This is a genomic window from Streptomyces sp. NPDC050636 (genome assembly GCF_040654775.1).
GTDB lineage: Bacteria > Actinomycetota > Actinomycetes > Streptomycetales > Streptomycetaceae > Streptomyces.
The window spans coordinates 1-18,106 of record NZ_JBFAIP010000023.1; the positions used below are offsets into that span (position 1 = coordinate 1).

Consider the following 18,106-nt stretch of genomic DNA (forward strand, 5'->3'; position numbering starts at 1 on the left):
CATCACCCAGGACCGCAACGGCCGCGCCCACGCCTGGAACGCCGTCAACCACAACGGCAAGATCACCTACGTCGACGCCCAAACCGGCCAACGCAACAACAAACCCCTCCACGACGGCACCAACGGCGTCCACGCCATCCCCCTCACCCCCAACCGTCGGCCTCTCCACGCTGGCCAGCCCACCACAACTCACAGGTCGGCCGACCGCCGACCGTCTGCCGAGCCGGCTGGGACCAGCAAGGAAGAAGACTGGGGGCAAAAAGATCACGAGAAATTCGATGAAGAGAGGACACGCGGAACCGCGCCGTTCAATACCAGGCAGGGTCCAGACCACAGGCACTACAGCACCCCGGATGATGACGGCATGCTGCCTGAGGAGTCGCAGCGACGCCTTCGCCTCGCGCTGGATGTCCGGCAAATCGGCCTTCAACATGTCCTCGATAGGCTTGAGGGATGGGCGAATGACGGCTCCCTGTATCGCGTGGCCGATGAAGCAGCAACGAACGGTAAAATTACCCATAGCAAGCTTTGTCAGCTCCTGGGAGACGGCTTCCGTGACCTGGACGACGGGACCAAACTCGCGATCGTTGCGTCCATCGGGCGATTGAGTTCCGCCTACCATGGGGCCCATGCGGTTGGTGTGAGCCCCGAACCAATGGACCCTGGCAGAGTGCGGCCTTCAGCTCCGGCAGGAACGCCAAGGCATCCAGGCCATGCCTTGCACGAAACGCACCTCGTCGGCAACGGAGACGGCCCTACAGCGGACGCCCGAAAATATGCGGTAATAGAGGAAGCCGGTGGCGCCGACGCGGATTCAGCAGCCATCGCCAAGAAAGACGCGGAGTTCCGGGAACTGCGAAGGCATCACGGCACGGGTAATTTGCAACCAGACATGTCCGGTAAGAATTACGCCGCTGTCATGCTGGTGGAACGAGACAAACACGGAAATGTGACGGACATCCATTACGTCGTCGACTCTTCAGTTCCATCAGCTGGCAGCCCGCACCATATCCCCGATCATTCAGAGCCTCATCTCGGCGAATGGATACTCGATATACAGAAGAAATATTCACAGTACGAACTCGCGCAACTTTACACGGAATTTGAGCCATGCGGAGATGGAACTGGCACTGGCGGGGCAAACTGCTCCGACTATCTCACATATGACATGTGGCGCGGAGACGACGATGATCGCTTTTCCAAGAAAAGGGGGCGAGAATCAAGAGACCCGGAAATTCTCAAGAATCCCCCTGAGCGGCCATTGATCGTCTACTACGGAATTGGCTACCGGAAGCCACCAACAGACGACGAGCTGGTTCCGAAGCAGGACCTACTGGAAGCCGAGAGGGCAACCTGGCGGGCCAAGGAGGCGGTAGAAGAGGCCAAGAAGAATCAGAGTCCCGACCTCAAAGCGGCACGTGCCGCACAAAGGGTGGCAAACAAAGAGTTCAAAGAGGCGAAGGAGGCCGTCAAGAATCTGGGAAGCGATGGTAACGACGCTCGCGCCGAGCTCAAGAAAATGTACGACAGCGATATGAACAAATTCCGTGGCGAGCTGGCGCGAATCTGGATGGCAGCAGCACGAGCAAGGGAAAATGGCGTTGCACCGCCGCCCATCACTCCGGGATCCGGCGAGGAAGATACCTAAGAGCAGGTAGCCTTCGCAGGAGACTTGTGATACCGATCGGAAACCGCCTGTGAACTCATCTCAATCTGTACGGGAACAGCTGGACCTGTGGCTGTCGGAGCCTCGCCACAGGGGCGGCACGCTTCTGCTGCGAGGAGAGGAGAGCGTCGGTACGAGTGCACTGCTGCGCGACGTCTGTCGCGATGCTCCCGGCGCCGTTCTGGTCGACTGCCGGGGACTCACGGCCGAAGAAGTAGCGGAGAAAGCTCTCTCTGGTTTGGGAGTGGCGGCAGAACAGGCGCGCGCACGCCAAAGCCTGGGGAATGCCATTGGGCATGTCCAGCATGACGGCGTTCTGGCACTCGCCAATGCTCAGTGGGCGGGGCCAACCATTACGTCGGTGGAGCCGCTACGCATCGCCCTCACAGTGGCAAAGCGCTTCGGGAAAACAAGGCACCACGACATACGAGTCATCGTCGAGGGCGATGCTGCGCGCCTACGGATTCCCTCACTCCCGCTTCGTCCTGAGTTGATGATCACTGATCAGACGACTACATGCACCGGGCTCGAACGGGAGCCCGTGGTTCAGCGGCACTCGGCGCTTCGTGCTCTTGCGGCGGCGGAGACGCGGTGGGTGGCACTACCCGTCTGGTCCGCCTTGTGCGAGGCGCTCGGCACCCCGATGAGAGAGGAGGACTTGCGGGACGTCGCTTCGAACCGGCCGGATCTGCTGGCCGTCAGTTTCGATGAGAGCGGCGAAGAGCGTGTGCACATCATCTCGGAGGCCGTCCGGTTGCGGATCCGGGAACTCGATGAGGCCACCGCCCATGACCAGCATCGCATTGTGCGCAGACTTTCGGCCGAATCGCCGGCCGGCTCAGTGGAACGCTATGTCGCGCAGGCTTTGCCTGTACATGCCGCGCTTGCCGGGGTGATGGAAGAAATCCTGGCCGACGGCGGTCTCCTGGTGCGGGTGGATCGGTATGCGCTCCTGCAGGGACTGGCCGTCGCCTGGCCGGACGGGGTACCTCAGGGCAGCATCGCGACGGACATCCACTACTCCGAGCGGGAGGGAATCGATCCCCGCTCGCACGGTGATTGGATCTCCTGGTTGCATTGGGCTGCCGTGACTCGAGGCCTGACCGAAGTGGCGTCGGGGCTGGCGGCTTCTGCCGTCGACATGCCCTGGCGCACTCTCTGGTCACGATGGCGCCCGCACGGCACGTTCGGTCGAATTCCCAGTGAAGTGGGCAAAATCCTCTTCTACGACCAACTACAGGCTGGAGTCATTGGCGAAGAGCCGGTCGCGGCGGCACGCAAAGTACTTCAGTGGGACACCATGGGCGGCCCGCTGGACGACCGCTACCTCGAGCGTGCATTCCGTGTCACTGATGGCATCGAAGTGACTCCCCCCGCCCCACTCCAGCTCCATTACGAGAACGGCGAAGAGGTACGCATAGGCGGAGCCAGCGGGTGGGTCAGCGCTGCATCGGCGGAGGTGCCGGAGTATCCGGAGACATCTCCGCCGTGGACGCCTCGCACCGGTGATCCAGTAGTACCCGCCGGTGCTGGGCGATGGCTCATCGGAGGTCACGGGGGGCTCTACGCGGTCGAGCTGCAAGCGTCGACGGACCCAGATGTCGACATGAGGGCCCGAGGACCCCTCCTTGGTCCTGTCACTGACATGGCTACGTGGCAGTGCCCGGAGGCTGCACTTGCCGCTGATGGCCCATCACGGTTTTGGCTAGAGGGAATCTTCGGCAGCGGGGCGTGCCGAACAGTGCAGGAGTCAGACCTGCCCGCAGGTGTACGGAATGAAAGGGCACGGCGCTTCCTCACCACCGTCGGGATGCCGTCCCTCCCGAAGGAAATCCCCTTCATGTCCACGGTCGCCCTGGATGAGCAGGGATTGGTGCCCGTGGAATGGCCTGCGGATGCACCCGCCCCCGAGAGCGAAGGCCCCTTCTATCATCTCGGTTTCTGGACAGGAGGAATGGTCCTTCTGGACGGAAGCAGCGGTGCAGTGCTTCAGGATACGAACAGCGGTTATTCGTCAGAGGTGTTGGCCAGTAGCCTTCTCCAATTCACTACGCTACTCGCCCTCTATCGAGAGTATTTCACTAGTCTCTTCTCGACAGAGGCGGAGGTGCGGGATGCACGATGGAGCCTACGGGAATGGGCTGAACGAATTGACCCTGTCACGGAAGACGGCGACCACTGGGATGATGTACTTGATGGCTCCTTGGACGACCCGAATTCGCACTAACCACACAAGGCTCACCAAATGAAGGCGAGCCGGAGTCGACGGAAAGACCAAACTTCCTTTCCACTCGGTGAAGGCGTCGATGGCCTGGCCCGATGATCGTGACGAGGAATTGACATTCAAAAACCTCGCGTACAACGCCGCGTGCAGCTACGGGGAGGCGCCTGACCGGGACTGGCTGTCGTGTGCCTTGGAACATAGGCGACTCACTGGTGCTCGCCGGGCCAGGGCACTATCAAGGGGCTTGTCGAGGGTGACGACGAGGCCAATCTCCTGCCCAATCACTTACTCACCGCCCACAAGCGCATTGACCGAGTGAGGGCGAAGGCTCCCGCCCGGGCATACGGATTCCACAGTCATTGAGAGCCAGACAAACGGAAGACGCCCCGGCCCCCGAAAGCAAACCTCGCGTCAGCTCACCCTGAGCCCGGGCAACAAGGAGAAACCTCATGCCGGAGAACGAGCCGTCCGAGCCCGGGAATCCCGTGCCGACGACCGCCGAGGAAGCGCTGGAAATTGCTCGTACCCGCTTCCGGCCCCGCTGTCACGATGGCACCCCTGCATCCGTGCACGTCGAGGAATTCGATATCGGCTACGTCATCTACGCCACTTTCCCGCCCACCGAACCTCCTTCCTTCGGCGGCAGCCACCTCGTCGTCTCCAAAGCTGACGGGAAGCTCACCTACGTACCCAACTTCCCCCCGAAATCGGCGATCGCCCGCTACCGCAGGCGCCACCACCCCAACCCCTAGTACGGCTTGCGCTCCAACCGGGCCATGCCTCAGGTGAGTTCGTCGGCAAGAAGGTCCATCAGAAGACCGTCCGCCCAGCCGCCCGTCCGGTAGTCGCGCCCGTATGCACGCATGATGCCGACTGGCTTGAAACCGACCTTGCGGTAGCTGCTAATTGCTGCTGCGTTGGCTACGGCGGGGTCGATGGTCAGGCGGTGGTGGCCGCGCTCGTGGATCAGCCAGCGTGCGAGGGTACGGACGGCGTCCGTGCCGAGGCCGTGGCCGTGGCGGCTTGTCGTGAGGAAGATGTCGATGCTTGCGTGGCGGAATTCGGGGTCGGTTTCCTCGGAGAATTGGATGGCGCCGATTACCTGCCCGTCTAAGAGGATGGCGAGCATGTCGTCGTAGTCGTCAGGGACCGACCACCAGGCGGCGACTTCCGGTTCGCGGACGATCCGGTCGAGGGTTGCGATGTCCTGCTTCGCCGTCGGCCGCAGGACGACCACCGCCCCCTGCAGCTCCCAGTCACTACCCATGTCCGTGTTCATATCGCAGCTCCAGTTCGCACCACACCGTCTTGCCGACGTCGAGCATATGGATGCCCCAAAGGCCAAGGGGTGGTGCAACGACGCGCCGCTTCCTCCGATGCAGGAGTGCGCCGGCCTGGAGAGTGCCGCCAAGATCATCAAGACGTGGCAGGTCGTCTTCGTTCCGGGGCTGCTGCAACCCCCGACTACGTACGCGCGTTGAACTCGGACGACCACTTCGTGACCGGACGGCTGGCCCGCCAAGCCCGGCTCGTGGAAGACCCTCCGCTCCGCCTCCAGGCCGTCGTGCACGAGGCCGTGCTGAGGAACCTCGTCGGCGGCGTTGACGTAATGCGCGGGCAACTTGAGCACCTCACCAACCTGTCCCAGCACCCGAACATCAGCGTCCAAGTGCTCCCGTTCAGCATGATGAACTGCTCGAGTGAGTCGCAGGCCAAGCCCTCAGCCAGAGCGATTCACACGCGTTCATCAGCAGCCTCAGCAGGGAACTGTGAGCCATGCGCGAGTTCAGATACCGCAAGTCCAGCTACAGCGATCACGAGGCTGAGTGCGCCGAGGTAGCCACCAGCATCCCTCGCGCCGTCGCCGTCCGTGACTCCAAAGACCCCGACGGCCCGATACAACAGCTCGATCCCGCCTCGTGGACGGTGTTCCAAGGCGCCGTCGCCGGAGGCTGGTTCGAGCCGCAGAGGCCGCGCCGCTAGATCCATCGCCCGCAGCCGGCTCGCCGCGGATTGTCAGTGGGTCGCGCGACAATGGCGACATGACCGACAGCAACGACAGCAACGCCGGAGACGCCGGGGACGACAGCGACCACAGCGACCACAGGGTCGAGGAAATCCTCGCCGACGATGCCAAGATCGCGGCGCACGCGCGAGCGAACATGCTGGCGCTCGTGTCCGAGCTCACCGAGCGTGGATGTGAGGAGCCCTTGGCCTATCTCGACGGCGGGTATGCCGACGACGAACGGCCTGGATGCGTCGAGTTCACCTTGGAGTGCCCGGAGGGGTACGAAGGGGATCTCGTCATGCCCGGCGTGCCCCTCGCGATCGTGAAGAGCCAAGCCGCAGACGGGCAATGGGCGCTGCAGCACAACGATGCCCCGTACGCCTGGAACGACCTCGTGGAGGAGCTGTCCGCCTTCGACGCGGCTCGACGCACCATCTGGTCGAATACGGATCTGCTGGTGGGCGAGCTCATGAAGCGGGGGCTCCCGATCCAGCCTGCGGACGTCAGATCCGACGCGGACGCCAGCGGCAACTCCTCGGAGTCGTACAACATTGTTGTGAACGAGAGGAAGGTCAGGGTCTCCGTGCCGGACATAGCGGTGGGTCCGGGGCTTTCCCAGGAGATGTATGTGGACGGCTACCCGCATGCCTGGGAGTCGGCGCTGGACGCGATATTCGCTGCTGCGGGGCAGCCCGGGGCGGATTCGTAAAGGTGCAATGCGTACTTCACGCGGGTGGGGCAGAGTGGGCGCGGCACCACATGGTGATCGACGATCAAGAAGAGTCACGACCGCTGAAGACTCACGGCCGCTGAAGACTCACGGCCGCTGAAGAGCTACGGCCACTGAAGAGTCACGGCCGCTGAAGAGCTACGACCACTGGACGAGTTACTAGAGCTGCGACTGCTGGGGGCTGACAGTCATGACGAGCTTAGGAAACGGCATCGGACGGCGGCGCCTGCTCTCCGCCTCCGGTGGGATCGCGCTCACCGGAGCGCTCGCCGCATGCGGCTCCAACACCGGGCGGGGTGGTAGCGGCTCAGGTCCGGCGATCAGTCAGTGGTACCACCAGTACGGCGAGCCGGGCGCCGAGCAGGCCGTGAAGCGGTACGCCGCTGCGTACAAGAAGGCGAACGTCACGGTGCAGTGGCGGCCTGGGGATTACGACCGGCAGAGTGCGGCGGCCTTGCTGACGGACTCCGGGCCCGACGTTTTCGAGGTCAACGGGCCGCTGCTGAACCAGATTCAGGGTGGTCAGGTCGTTGATCTGACGGCCGAGGTCGAGTCGGTGAAGGATGACTTCAATCCGGCTGTGCTCGCGCCGAAGATCTGGCAGGACAAGGTTTGGGGGATCCCGCAGGTCGTGGACATGCAGATGCTCTTCTACCGGAAGAGCATGCTGAGGGATGCCGACCTCGAACCCCCGCAGACGCTTGACGAGTTGGTGGATGCGGCCAAGAAGCTGACCTCGAAGCTGAGCGCCAAGAAGGTCAAGGGGCTGTTCCTCGGGAACGACGGCGGGGTCGGGGTGCTCAGCGGGACGCCGCTCTTCGCCGCCGGGCTGAGTCTGATCAGCGAGGAGGGGGGTAGGGCCAAGGTCGGGTTTGATGATCCGGCTGCTGCTCGCGTCCTCGGGAAGATCCGCCAGCTGTACGCCGATAAGTCGCTGCTTCTGGGTGCCCCTACGGACTGGTCGGATCCGGCCGCGTTCATCCAGGGGCTGACCGCGATGCAGTGGTCGGGGCTGTGGGCGCTGCCGCAGATCAAGAAGGCGCTGGGGGACGACTTCGGGGTGTTGCCGTTCCCGAGGGACGGCGCGAGTGGGAAGCCGTCCGTACCGGTTGGTGCGTATGCCGCGGCGGTCAGTGCGCGTAGCAAGCACAAGGCGGAGGCCAAGGCGTTCGCGAAGTGGTTGTGGGTGGAACGTAGCGACTATCAGCTGGACTTCGCGCTGTCGTATGGGTTTCATATCCCGGCTCGGATCTCGCTCGCCAAGAAGGCCGAGGAGTTGCAGACAGGTGCGGCGGCGGACGCGGTCCGGTTCGCGACCGAGTACGGCTATGCCGAGCCGCTGCTGTGGACCAGCGCGGACCGTACGGCCTACCAGGACGCGCTCAGCCGCATCATCAAGGACGGTGCGAACCCGGAGAGTGAGTTGAAGGCTGTCGTGCGCAAGGTCAATGCCGAGCTTCAGCGGGTCAAGAAGACGTGACAGCCACCTCGTTCGGTGCCCGGCTGCTCGGGCCGCAGCGGCGGAATCTGTGGTTCTGGGTCTTCGTCGGGCCGTTCGCGGTCGGGCTGGGGCTGTTCACATACGTGCCGTTGGCGTGGAGCGTTTACCTCAGCTTCTTTGATGCGCACAACACGGTGAGCCCGTCGACGACCGACTTCGTCGGGCTGGGCAACTACGGGACGATGCTGAGCGATGACGCGTTCCTGGGGAGTCTGGGGACGTTTCTGCTGTTCACGGTGTTCATCGTGCCGGCTACGTATGCGCTCTCGCTCGGGCTCGCGCTGATGGTCAACCGGCTGCGGTTCGCCCAGGCCTTCTTCCGGTCGGTGTTCTTTCTGCCGACGGCGTGCTCGTATGTCGTCGCCTCGCTGATCTGGAAGTTGTCGATCTTCAACGGGGTGCGGTTCGGGTTGGCCAACACCGTGTTGGGACTTTTCGACACGGACCAGACCGCCTGGCTGTCCACCACCGACCCGCCCTGGTACTGGCTGGTCATCGTGACCGTACGGCTGTGGTTGCAGGCCGGGTTCTACATGATTCTGTTCCTGGCCGGGCTCCAGCGCATATCCCCGCAGTTGTACGAAGCGGCGGCGGTGGACGGGGCACGGCCGGGCTGGCAGGTGTTCCGGTACATCACGTTTCCGCAGTTGCGGGCCACTTCCGTGGCGGTGGTGCTGCTGCTGGTGATCAATGCGTTTCAGGCGTTCGACGAGTTCTACAACTTGTTGAGTGATGCGCGTGGCTATCCGCCGTATGCCCGACCGCCGTTGGTCTATCTCTACTACACGGCGCTGGGACGGGAGCAGAACCTCGGGCTGGGGAGTGCGGGTGCAGTGGTTCTGGCGCTGATCATCGCGGTGGCGACGATCGTCCAGGCCCGCTGGTTCGGACTCGGACGTAAGGGAGAGGACTGACCGCCCATGCATGACGCTCTCACCCGGGCCGGCCGTGCGCTGCGGGTCGTTCTGCTCATCGCCCTCGCGCTGCTCTTCCTGATCCCGTTCTATCTGCTGGTGCGGAACGGGCTGGCCACGGAGCAGGACATCACCGCGCCTGACTGGACCTTCTTTCCGCAGGACATCCAGTGGTCGAACCTGACCGAGGTCTTCCGGGATCCGAACCTCCCCATGGGGCGGGCGCTGCTCAACTCCACGCTGATCGCGGTGTCGACGACGGTCGGTACGGTCGTGCTGGCCTCGCTCGCGGGGTACGGGCTGGCGCGGATTCCGTACCGGCATGCGAACGTCGTCTTCTACGCGATCCTGGGGACGTTGATGGTGCCGGCGGCCGTGACGTTCGTGCCGAGCTTTGTGCTGGTGTCGTCGCTCGGGTGGATATCCACCCTGCGCGGGCTGGTCATTCCGACGCTGTTCAGCGCGTTCGCCTGCTTCATCTTCCGGCAGTACTTCCTGGGCTTCCCGAAGGAGCTGGAGGACGCTGCGCGGGTCGACGGGCTCGGCTACTGGCGTACGTACTGGCGCATCGTCGTCCCCAACGCCCGGCCGGTCTTCGCGGCGGTCGGCACCATCGTCTTCATCGGCGCCTGGAACGCGTTCCTGTGGCCGCTGGTGATCGGACAGGACCAGGAGGCGTGGACGGTCCAGGTCGCGCTGTCGACGTTCACCACTGCGCAGAACCTCAATCTGCATGAGCTGTTCGTGGCCGCGGCGGTGTCGATCGCCCCGTTGGTGGTCGTGTTCTTGCTGCTCCAGCGGTACATCGTGGCGGGGGTGGAGCGTAGTGGCATTGATGACTGAGGTAGCGGCCCCGATGAGTGATGCGTATCGATGAGTGATGGGTACCGACGAGTGATGGGTACCGACGAGTGATGGGTACCGATGAGTGTTGGATCTCGATGAGTGACGCATTGAGGACCCTTGTATGAGGGGGTACGGTGCGTGGCATGAGCACGCACCCGATCGTCCGTGAGGTGGAGCCGCGCGACCGCGGCCCCCACGGCGAGTGCGCGCCCCGCGGCATGAGCTTTCTGCGCCGCCGTGGCCGGGTGGGGTCTCCCCCGGCGTGTTGTTTCCGTACGGCCTGAGCAGCCCGAAGCCTCTGACGGGCGTTTCGGCCGGCGCCTCGCGTCGTAGCTCCACCGCTCCCCTCCCCCCAGTACGGGTTTTCCGACCTCCCTTTCCCCTCCAGGAGGACAAGTTGACGCCCTTCGCCAACCCTTCAGCTCCCGCCACCCTCCCCACCCTCCGCCCCCACCGCATCCCCGCCGACGGTCTCTACGAAGGCCGCCGCATCCTGCGCCGTACCCCCGACGGCTGGGATGACCGGGCGTACGAGCTCTTCGAGGTGGTGCCTCAGGGGGCCACCATCGGGGCCGAAATCCGTGGTCTCGACCTGTCCCGGCCGGTGTCGTCGGCGCTGCGCGACGAGCTGAACCGGGCACTGCTGGAGTGGAAGGTGCTGTTCTTCCGCGGGCAGCATCTCAGCTCCGCCGCTCAGCGCGAATTCGCCCGCAATTGGGGCGAGTTGGAGACCAATCCGCTACTGGCGAGGGGCGATTCGAAGGAAGTGGTGCGCTTCGACAAGGCGGTCGACGAAGCGGCCGGCGAGGTCCCCACGTTCGAGAATATCTGGCATGCGGATGTTACTTTCCGCGAGCGCCCGGCGATGGGTGCGGTGTTGCAGCTGCGCGAGGTGCCGCCGTCGGGCGGCGACACGATGTGGGCCGATATGGCGGCGGCGTACGAGAATCTCGCGCCGGAGGTCCGAGAGCGGATCAACGGGGCGATGGCTGTGCACGACTATCTGCCGGGCTTCTCGCGCTTCTACTCGGCGGCTCAACTCATGTCGTTCCAGGCGGAGTTCCCACCCGTTGAACATCCGGTGGTGCGCTGTCATCCGGAGACCGGGCGGCGGATGCTTTTCGTCAATGCTTCGTTCACAACTCGGATCGTGGGGCTTGAAGAAGCGGAGAGCGACCGGCTGTTGCGGCTGTTGTTCCAGCAGGCGCACGTTCCGGAATTCCAGATTCGGTTCCGCTGGAAGGCGGGGGATGTCGCCTTCTGGGACAACCGCGCCACGCAGCACTATGCGGTGAACGATTACGGCACTGACCGACGGGTTGCCGAGCGGGTCGCCATCGCAGGGGATCGCCCGTACTGAGCGTCCCCCATCGAGTCCCGCACCGAGCGGTCCCACCAAGTCCCGCGCTGAGCGATCCCCTCGACGTCGCCGTCGTGCGCAGCCTCACGCCAACCGCTCATAAGCCGCCGCCTCCGCCGGCCGCGACCCGCGCAGCAGCGCCGCGCCCAGCGGCGTCAGCGTGTGCAGCACCGCGTTGCCCTGGCGCAGGGTGACCAGGAGGCCGGCCTCGCGCAGTACCGTCGCGTGCTGACTGGCGGACGCGACGGAGACATCGACGCGGCGGGCGAGTTCGCTGGTGGTGCAGCCGACGCCGATGCCCTGGAGGATCGCTGAGCGGGTCTGGCCGACGAGCCTGCCCAGGCAGCGATCCGACCGGGGCGGTGGTGTCAGCCGGGGCGCCTGATGCTCGACGGGGTAGACGAGGACGGGCGTCAGTTCCGGGTTGTGGAAGGTGACCGGGGTGCGACGGCAGAAGTAGGAGGGCAGGAGGAGCAGGCCGCGGCCGTTGAGGTACAGGTCGCGGTCCACTGGGTAGTCCGCCTCCAGGACGGGCGCGCGCCAGCGCAGCATCGGCGGGAGCGAGGCCAGCAGCCGGTCCGCGCCGCCGTCGAGGAGCGCCCGGCCACGAGTCGCCCGGTCGGCCTCGATACGGCCCTGTACGCGCGGCCAGTACGGCGCGACGGCCGCCTCGTAATAGCGCTGGAGCGTTCCTGCGAGCCGACTCAGCGGGCGCGTCTCCCCCTCGGCCATCGCCCGTATCCACGACGGGAGCGGGCGGGCGGTGGAGAGCCGGGAGAGCTCGTCGTGCAGCCGCGCGGCGGGTGTCTCGCGCAGCGCGGACAGCGCCTCGTCCATGCCGAGGAGCCCTTCGGCGGGCGTCAGGAAATCGGGAAAATAGCCGCGGGTGGGAACGAGCGGCGCCAGCAGTCGCGCTTCGCCATTCAACCTTCCACGGGTTTCCGAGCGCCATTTCCCGAACGCCGAATCGTCACGTCGGTCGCGTAGTCGGTGAAAGCTTAAGACGGTCTCCCACAGCGCGTCAGGGCGTGCGGCAATCCGCACGCGTGCCAGATCGAGTCCACTGAAATGGACGCGTAACACCGAACCCCCACACTAGGTTTTCCCACTCGGCCCCCGGCACGCCTGAGTATGCACGCCAACACGCGCGGTCACCATGCCCTTTTGGCCAGAGTTGAAACGGGTCGCGCCACCGGGCCGGTGGCAGGAATGCTGTACTCAATTCAACGGCGGTGCGAACGGAACGGATTGCTCGATCCCGTGGGGGGTGATGGGCAAATAACCGACCGCTCAGCAGTTCCGTTGAAGGCCGCCTTCCCTCGCCGACTGGGATGGCGGCAGCTCCCGAGGGGGGAGTCCGGAGAAAAAGCGAGGGCGGGACCTCCGCACAGGTCCCGCCCTCGTTGGGGTGCCGGAGCCGACAGCGAGGCTGAGGGTCGGCTGCCATACAGTGCCGGCTCCGGTGGTTCTGGCAGGGCTGCCACCGCGCGCGTGGCAGCCCCCTACGGGTCAGCGGCTGTCGCTGCCCTTGCTCTCGGCCGCCGCGCGGCCCGCCTCCAGTCGTGCGACCGGAATGCGGAACGGGGAGCAGGAGACGTAGTCCAGGCCGACCTCGTGGAAGAAGTGGACGGACTCCGGGTCGCCTCCGTGCTCACCGCAGACACCGAGCTTGAGGTCCGGGCGGGTGGCGCGGCCCGCCTTGGCGGCGCTGCGGACCAGCGAGCCCACGCCGTCCTTGTCGATGGTCTCGAACGGGCTGACGCCGAAGATGCCCTTCTCCAGGTACGCGGTGAAGAAGCTGGCCTCGACGTCGTCGCGGGAGAAGCCCCAGACCGTCTGCGTGAGGTCGTTCGTACCGAAGGAGAAGAAGTCGGCGGACTCGGCGATCTGGCCGGCCGTCAGCGCGGCGCGGGGCAGCTCGATCATGGTGCCGAGGGTGAGCTTGAGGCTGACGTCGTAGGCCTTCTCGACCTCGGCGATGACCTGCTCCGCCTCCTCGCGGACGATCTCCAGCTCCTGGACGGTGCCGACCAGCGGAATCATGATCTCCGCACGGGGGTCGCCCTTGGCGTTCTTCCGCTCGGCGGCGGCCTCGGCGATCGCGCGGACCTGCATCGCGAACAGGCCGGGGATGACCAGACCGAGCCGTACGCCGCGCAGACCCAGCATCGGGTTCTGCTCGTGCAGCTTGTGCACGGCCTGGAGGAGGCGCAGGTCGTTCTCGTGCTTCTCGTGGCGGGCCTCGGCCAGTGCCACGCGCACCGACAGGTCGGTGATGTCGGGCAGGAACTCGTGCAGCGGCGGGTCCAGCAGCCGTACGGTCACCGGCAGCCCGTCCATGGCCTCGAACAGCTCGATGAAGTCGGCCTTCTGGAGCGGCAGGAGGTCGCCCAGCGCGGCCTCCCGGTCGGCTTCGGTGTCGGCCAGGATGAGGCGTTCGACCATCTCGCGGCGCTCGCCGAGGAACATGTGCTCGGTGCGGCACAGGCCGATGCCCTGGGCGCCGAACCGGCGGGCGCGGGCGGCGTCCTCGGCGTTGTCGGCGTTGGCCCGTACGCGCAGCCGGCGCACCCGGTCCGCGTACGCCATGATCCGGTGGACGGCCTTGACCAGCTCGTCCGCGTCCTCGGCGCCGGCGTGCATGCGGCCCTCGAAGTACTCCACGACCGGGGACGGCACGACCGGCACCTCGCCGGAGTAGACCCTGCCGGTGGAGCCGTCGATGGAGACGACGTCGCCCTCCTCGATGACGGTCCCTTCCCGGGTCGTCATCCGGCGGGCCTTGGTGTCGACCTCCAGCTCCTCGGCGCCGCAGACACAGGTCTTGCCCATGCCGCGGGCGACGACGGCGGCGTGCGAGGTCTTGCCGCCGCGGGAGGTGAGGATGCCCTCGGCGGCGATCATGCCGTTGAGGTCGTCGGGGTTGGTCTCCCGGCGGATGAGGATGACCTTCTCGCCGGACCGGGACCACTTGACGGCGGTGTACGAGTCGAAGACGGCCTTGCCGACCGCGGCGCCCGGCGAGGCGGCGATGCCGCGGCCGATCATCGCGGACTTCGCGCCCAGGTCGAAGCGGGGGAACATCAGCTGCGCGAGCTGCGCGCCGTTGACCCGCTGGAGCGCCTCGGCCTCGTCGATCAGGCCCTGGTCGACGAGCTGGGTGGCGATCCGGAAGGCGGCACCGGCGGTGCGCTTGCCGACCCGGGTCTGCAGCATCCAGAGCTTGCCGCTCTCAATGGTGAACTCGATGTCGCACAGGTCCTTGTAGTGCGTTTCGAGCGTCTCCATGATCTGCATCAGCTCGTCGTACGACGCCTTGTCGATGCCTTCGAGGTCGGCGAGCGGCACGGTGTTGCGGATACCGGCGACGACGTCCTCGCCCTGCGCGTTCTGCAGGTAGTCGCCGTAGACGCCCTGGTGGCCGCTGGCCGGGTCGCGGGTGAAGGCGACGCCGGTGCCCGAGTCGGGGCCGAGGTTGCCGAAGACCATGGAGCAGACGTTGACCGCGGTGCCGAGGTCGCCGGGGATGCGCTCCTGGCGGCGGTAGAGCTTGGCGCGGTCGGTGTTCCACGAGTCGAAGACCGCACGCACGGCGAGGTCCATCTGCTCGCGCGGCTCCTGCGGGAAGTCCCGCCCGGTCTCCTTGGCGACGATGTTCTTGAACTGGTCGACCAGCGCGCGCAGATCGGCGGCGTCCAGGTCGACGTCGACGGTGACGCCCTTGGCCCGCTTGGCCTCGTCCAGCGCGTCCTCGAAGAGCTCGCCATCGACGTCCAGCACGGTCTTGCCGAACATCTGGATGAGGCGGCGGTAGGAGTCCCACGCGAACCGCTCGTCGCCGGCCTGCGTCGCAAGGCCGGAAACCGACGCATCCGACAGGCCGATGTTGAGGACGGTGTCCATCATGCCGGGCATCGAGAACTTCGCGCCGGAACGCACCGATACGAGCAGCGGGTCGTCGGCCTGGCCGAGCTTCTTGCCCATCTTCCGCTCAAGGGCGTCGAGGTGCTCCGAGACCTCGGCACGCAGTGCCGCGGGCTCCGTGCCGCTCTCCAGGTAGACCTTGCAGGCTTCGGTGGTGATCGTGAAGCCCGGAGGGACGGGAAGTCCCAGGTTGGTCATCTCGGCGAGGTTGGCGCCCTTGCCACCGAGGAGGTCCTTGAGGTCCTTGTTGCCCTCGGTGAAGTCGTAGACGAACTTCGTGGACGCAAGCTGGGTTACGTGGGGATCTTGTGTTTCCGACACGGGACTGGACTCCTCGCGGACGGCTGCCCTGACGGCGAGGAACATACCCAGATCGAAGGCTCATGGGTACGTCCACTTGGTCGACATGTGTGCGTAACCCGCCGTCAGCCAGCAGATCGAAAGTGATCTATCGCTTGAAGGTGAGTTCACTAGCTGAATGCATCACTCCGCTACGGAGTCGAAGGAGGGCCTCTTCGCTACTCAGAGCAATGGATCTCTTGATCACTCGAACGGATGAAGCGTGGCACCCGGTGCCATCATTGGAGAGGTGGAGTCCTCCGATGAGCGCTCATCTGAGCGCACCCCCTATCAGGGGTGGCGAGAATCACGCGTTCCGGGGGCACTGGATCCCATCATCCGGACCACTGCCGGACCCGACCCGACAACGCCTCCACCAGGGCTCGCGGGCATCGCCGGCCCCGTTCGCCGGGTGGCGCAACCCCCGTTCCGGGGCGATCCAGGTGCTCATTCGAGCCACCTGGCGCGGTGCCCTGTGCATCGGGATCAAGCCATAGTTCACGAGGTGGCGGGAACGGCACGTCGACGTGCGGGGTCGTATACCGAAGGGGCCTGTCCCACGGACCCCTCGCCGCCAGGGTGCGCCTACCGGGACAGCGGACTGTCCTCGCGCCCCGGCACGCCCGGCACGTCCGGCACTCCCTGCGCGTCCGTCACCCCCGGCATACCCTGCGCGTCCGTCACCCCCGGCACGCCCTTGGCCCGCCGTCCGCTGCGCCGTGGCCGCGGGTCCGCGCCGTCCAGGAGTTCCAGCCGGCGGTCCGCGCCGTGCGTCTCGACCTGCACCACGATCCGGCGCAGCAGATCCGCCAGCGTCAGCACCTCGTCATCGCTCAACGCATCGGTGACAAAGGCCTCTTCGGCATGGAACTGCGGGAAGGTCCGGGCCATCAGCCGCTCCCCCTCGGGCGTGAGCGAGAGCAGCGCGAGCCGGCCGTCGGTGGGGTGGCCGTTGCGTTCCATCAGACCGCGGCCCTGCAGCGTACGGGCGACGCCGGTGAGCGTCCCCTTGGAGATCCCGGCTTCCTCGGCGACCCGGCGGGTCTCCGTCTCCCCCCGGATCCACACCACCCACAGCACCACGAAGGAGGTCCAGGTCAGCTCGGCCGCGCGCAGCACCGAGTTCTCGAAGTGCTGCCGTACGGCGGCCGCAGCGCGGTAGATGTTCGCCACCGCCGCCATCCGCTCATGCCGGACGGGCATATCGCCGAGCCTGGCCCGTACCGCCTTCTCCGTGTCCCCGATGGACCGATACCCGCTCACCACGGCGTCTCGCGTCTCCTCGCTCCGTACCCCGTACGGGCTGGAACGGTAGCGCGGGCCGGGCGCCCGGCGGCGTCACCCGCCCGACGTGTCCAGCTCCGCGTCCGCGTCCACGCCCGTGCAGTCGTACGGGTCGTCCAGCCAGCCGTCGGGGAGCACGACCCGGTTGCGGCCCGACGTACGGCCGCGCGGGCCGTCGGCGCCGACCGGCCACGGCTGGTCCAGGTCCAGCTCCGACAGCAGCGCGTCCAGCTCGTCGAGGGATGAGGTGACCGCGAGGTTCCGGCGCATCTCGGAGCCGATCGAGAAGCCCTTGGTGTACCAGGCGACATGCTTGCGGAAGTCGATGACGCCGCGCGCCTCGTCGCCGATCCACTCGCCGAGCAGCGTGGCATGCCGCAGCATCACGGCCGCGACCTCCTTGAGGGTGGGCGCTGCGAAAGCAACATCACGGCCGCCGGCCTGGGGTCCGGTGCCTTCGAAGGCCGCCACCAGATCGCCGAACAGCCACGGCCGCCCCAGGCAGCCGCGCCCCACGACCACACCGTCGCAGCCGGTCTCCCGCATCATCCGTACCGCGTCGTCCGCCGACCAGATGTCGCCGTTGCCGAGCACCGGGATCTCCGGGACATGCTCCTTGAGGCGCGCGATGGCGTCCCAGTCCGCGGTGCCCCCGTAGTGCTGGGCCGCCGTCCGCCCGTGCAGCGCGATCGCCGTGACGCCCTCCTCGGCCGCGATCCGCCCCGCGTCGAGATAGGTGATGTGGTCGTCGTCGATGCCCTTGCGCATCTTCATGGTCACCGGCAGCGCGCCCGCGTTCGCCACCGCGTCGCGCAGGATCGAGCGCAGCAGGTTCCGCTTGTAGGGCAGCGCGGAGCCGCCGCCCTTACGGGTCACCTTGGGGACCGGGCACCCGAAGTTCAGGTCGATGTGATCGGCGAGGTCCTCGTCGGCGATCATGCGGACGGCCTTGCCGACGGTGTCCGGGTCGACGCCGTACAGCTGGATCGAGCGCGGCTTCTCGGTCTCGTCGAAGTGGATCAGCTGCATGGTCTTCTCATTGCGCTCGACCAGCGCCCGAGTCGTGATCATCTCGCTGACGAACAGGCCCTTGCCGCCGCTGAACTCCCGGCACAGCGTCCGGAAGGGGGCATTGGTGATCCCGGCCATCGGGGCGAGCACCACCGGCGGCTGCACCGCGTGCGGTCCGATCTGCAGCAAAGTCATGGAGGCGGATTCCTTCTGCTTCCTTCGGCGGGGAGGGGCCGCGGCCGACAGGCTTTCCGGCCGCCGCGACCTCCCATTGTCCCGCACCGCGCGACCGGCCTCGT

The 18,106-nt window shown here is 66.0% G+C and carries 16 protein-coding genes and 1 pseudogene; 12 read left to right on the forward strand and 5 right to left on the reverse strand.

The genetic code is table 11. The features are described from left to right. From AB0I10_RS18930 to AB0I10_RS18940, 3 genes are all read left to right on the forward strand, one after another. A partial coding sequence (locus AB0I10_RS18930; RefSeq protein WP_363153630.1) for a toxin glutamine deamidase domain-containing protein occupies nt 1–1,648 on the forward strand: 1,648 nt, incomplete at its 5' end. Between the two features lie 379 nt (nt 1,649–2,027). After that, nucleotides 2,028–3,893 (forward strand): SUKH-4 family immunity protein, encoded by a 1,866-nt coding sequence (locus AB0I10_RS18935; RefSeq protein WP_363153631.1) that lies wholly within the window; start codon nt 2,028–2,030, stop codon nt 3,891–3,893. Nucleotides 3,894–4,339: 446 nt separating this feature from the next. Beyond that, nucleotides 4,340–4,642: a hypothetical protein gene (locus AB0I10_RS18940; protein ID WP_363153632.1), complete on the forward strand. Its 303-nt coding sequence runs from the start codon at nt 4,340–4,342 to the stop codon at nt 4,640–4,642. Between the two features lie 29 nt (nt 4,643–4,671). Here the strand turns inward: AB0I10_RS18940 and aac(6') are convergent, their stop codons facing one another. Further along, on the reverse strand, nt 4,672–5,157 hold the full coding sequence (gene aac(6'), locus AB0I10_RS18945) for an aminoglycoside 6'-N-acetyltransferase (protein WP_363153717.1): 486 nt from the start codon (nt 5,155–5,157) through the stop codon (nt 4,672–4,674). Between aac(6') and AB0I10_RS18950 the strand changes: the two genes are divergently transcribed. The 9 genes from AB0I10_RS18950 to AB0I10_RS18990 all read left to right on the forward strand — a co-directional run bounded on the left by AB0I10_RS18950 (nt 5,156) and on the right by AB0I10_RS18990 (nt 11,249). Further along, complete coding sequence (locus AB0I10_RS18950; protein ID WP_363153633.1) at nt 5,156–5,371, forward strand: hypothetical protein; 216 nt, start codon at nt 5,156–5,158, stop codon at nt 5,369–5,371. The two genes, aac(6') and AB0I10_RS18950, sit on opposite strands and share 2 nt — an antisense overlap. Nucleotides 5,372–5,388: 17 nt before the next feature. Beyond that, the gene (locus AB0I10_RS18955) at nt 5,389–5,730 is read left to right on the forward strand and encodes a Scr1 family TA system antitoxin-like transcriptional regulator (RefSeq protein ID WP_363153718.1); all 342 of its coding nucleotides are present in this window, start codon (nt 5,389–5,391) and stop codon (nt 5,728–5,730) included. Then, on the forward strand, nt 5,667–5,873 hold the full coding sequence (locus AB0I10_RS18960) for a DUF397 domain-containing protein (protein WP_363153634.1): 207 nt from the start codon (nt 5,667–5,669) through the stop codon (nt 5,871–5,873). The genes AB0I10_RS18955 and AB0I10_RS18960 overlap by 64 nt, the downstream gene beginning before the upstream one ends. A gap of 59 nt (nt 5,874–5,932) precedes the next feature. Further along, on the forward strand, nt 5,933–6,607 hold the full coding sequence (locus AB0I10_RS18965) for a hypothetical protein (RefSeq protein WP_363153635.1): 675 nt from the start codon (nt 5,933–5,935) through the stop codon (nt 6,605–6,607). A 211-nt stretch (nt 6,608–6,818) separates the two neighbouring features. Continuing rightward, nucleotides 6,819–8,108 (forward strand): sugar ABC transporter substrate-binding protein, encoded by a 1,290-nt coding sequence (locus tag AB0I10_RS18970; protein WP_363153636.1) that lies wholly within the window; start codon nt 6,819–6,821, stop codon nt 8,106–8,108. After that, nucleotides 8,105–9,043 carry a sugar ABC transporter permease gene (locus AB0I10_RS18975; RefSeq protein ID WP_363153637.1) on the forward strand — a complete coding sequence of 313 codons (939 nt, stop codon included), beginning with the start codon at nt 8,105–8,107 and terminating at the stop codon, nt 9,041–9,043. The genes AB0I10_RS18970 and AB0I10_RS18975 overlap by 4 nt, the downstream gene beginning before the upstream one ends. Before the next feature lie 6 nt (nt 9,044–9,049). Then, nucleotides 9,050–9,886 carry a carbohydrate ABC transporter permease gene (locus AB0I10_RS18980; protein ID WP_363153638.1) on the forward strand — a complete coding sequence of 279 codons (837 nt, stop codon included), beginning with the start codon at nt 9,050–9,052 and terminating at the stop codon, nt 9,884–9,886. A gap of 146 nt (nt 9,887–10,032) precedes the next feature. Further along, the gene (locus tag AB0I10_RS18985; RefSeq protein ID WP_363153639.1) at nt 10,033–10,173 is read left to right on the forward strand and encodes a hypothetical protein; all 141 of its coding nucleotides are present in this window, start codon (nt 10,033–10,035) and stop codon (nt 10,171–10,173) included. A gap of 113 nt (nt 10,174–10,286) precedes the next feature. After that, on the forward strand, nt 10,287–11,249 hold the full coding sequence (locus AB0I10_RS18990; protein ID WP_363153640.1) for a TauD/TfdA family dioxygenase: 963 nt from the start codon (nt 10,287–10,289) through the stop codon (nt 11,247–11,249). 84 nt (nt 11,250–11,333) lie between these two features. Here AB0I10_RS18990 and AB0I10_RS18995 read toward each other — a convergent pair whose 3' ends face one another. The 4 genes and pseudogenes from AB0I10_RS18995 to dusB form a co-directional block, all read right to left on the reverse strand. Then, on the reverse strand, nt 11,334–12,176 hold the full coding sequence (locus AB0I10_RS18995; RefSeq protein ID WP_363153641.1) for a winged helix-turn-helix domain-containing protein: 843 nt from the start codon (nt 12,174–12,176) through the stop codon (nt 11,334–11,336). Nucleotides 12,177–12,758: 582 nt separating this feature from the next. Then, nucleotides 12,759–15,494: a pyruvate, phosphate dikinase gene (gene ppdK / locus AB0I10_RS19000; protein WP_363153642.1), complete on the reverse strand. Its 2,736-nt coding sequence runs from the start codon at nt 15,492–15,494 to the stop codon at nt 12,759–12,761. Nucleotides 15,495–16,208: 714 nt separating this feature from the next. Then, nucleotides 16,209–16,775 (reverse strand): annotated as a pseudogene (locus tag AB0I10_RS19005) (MarR family winged helix-turn-helix transcriptional regulator); the annotation flags it as partial. Nucleotides 16,776–16,850: 75 nt separating this feature from the next. Further along, the gene (gene dusB / locus AB0I10_RS19010) at nt 16,851–18,002 is read right to left on the reverse strand and encodes a tRNA dihydrouridine synthase DusB (protein WP_363153643.1); all 1,152 of its coding nucleotides are present in this window, start codon (nt 18,000–18,002) and stop codon (nt 16,851–16,853) included. Nucleotides 18,003–18,106 lie beyond the last annotated feature (104 nt).

Excerpts from the sequence above, each read along its gene's own strand:
- AB0I10_RS18940 (WP_363153632.1), top strand. The coding sequence starts at position 4,340 with ATGCCGGAGAACGAGCCGTCCGAGCCCGGGAATCCCGTGCCGACGACC.
- AB0I10_RS18950 (WP_363153633.1), top strand. The coding sequence starts at position 5,156 with ATGTCCGTGTTCATATCGCAGCTCCAGTTCGCACCACACCGTCTTGCC.
- AB0I10_RS18960 (WP_363153634.1), top strand. The coding sequence starts at position 5,667 with ATGCGCGAGTTCAGATACCGCAAGTCCAGCTACAGCGATCACGAGGCT.
- AB0I10_RS18965 (WP_363153635.1), top strand. The coding sequence starts at position 5,933 with ATGACCGACAGCAACGACAGCAACGCCGGAGACGCCGGGGACGACAGC.
- AB0I10_RS18970 (WP_363153636.1), top strand. The coding sequence starts at position 6,819 with ATGACGAGCTTAGGAAACGGCATCGGACGGCGGCGCCTGCTCTCCGCC.
- AB0I10_RS18980 (WP_363153638.1), top strand. The coding sequence starts at position 9,050 with ATGCATGACGCTCTCACCCGGGCCGGCCGTGCGCTGCGGGTCGTTCTG.
- AB0I10_RS18985 (WP_363153639.1), top strand. The coding sequence starts at position 10,033 with ATGAGCACGCACCCGATCGTCCGTGAGGTGGAGCCGCGCGACCGCGGC.
- dusB (WP_363153643.1), bottom strand. The coding sequence starts at position 18,002 with ATGACTTTGCTGCAGATCGGACCGCACGCGGTGCAGCCGCCGGTGGTG.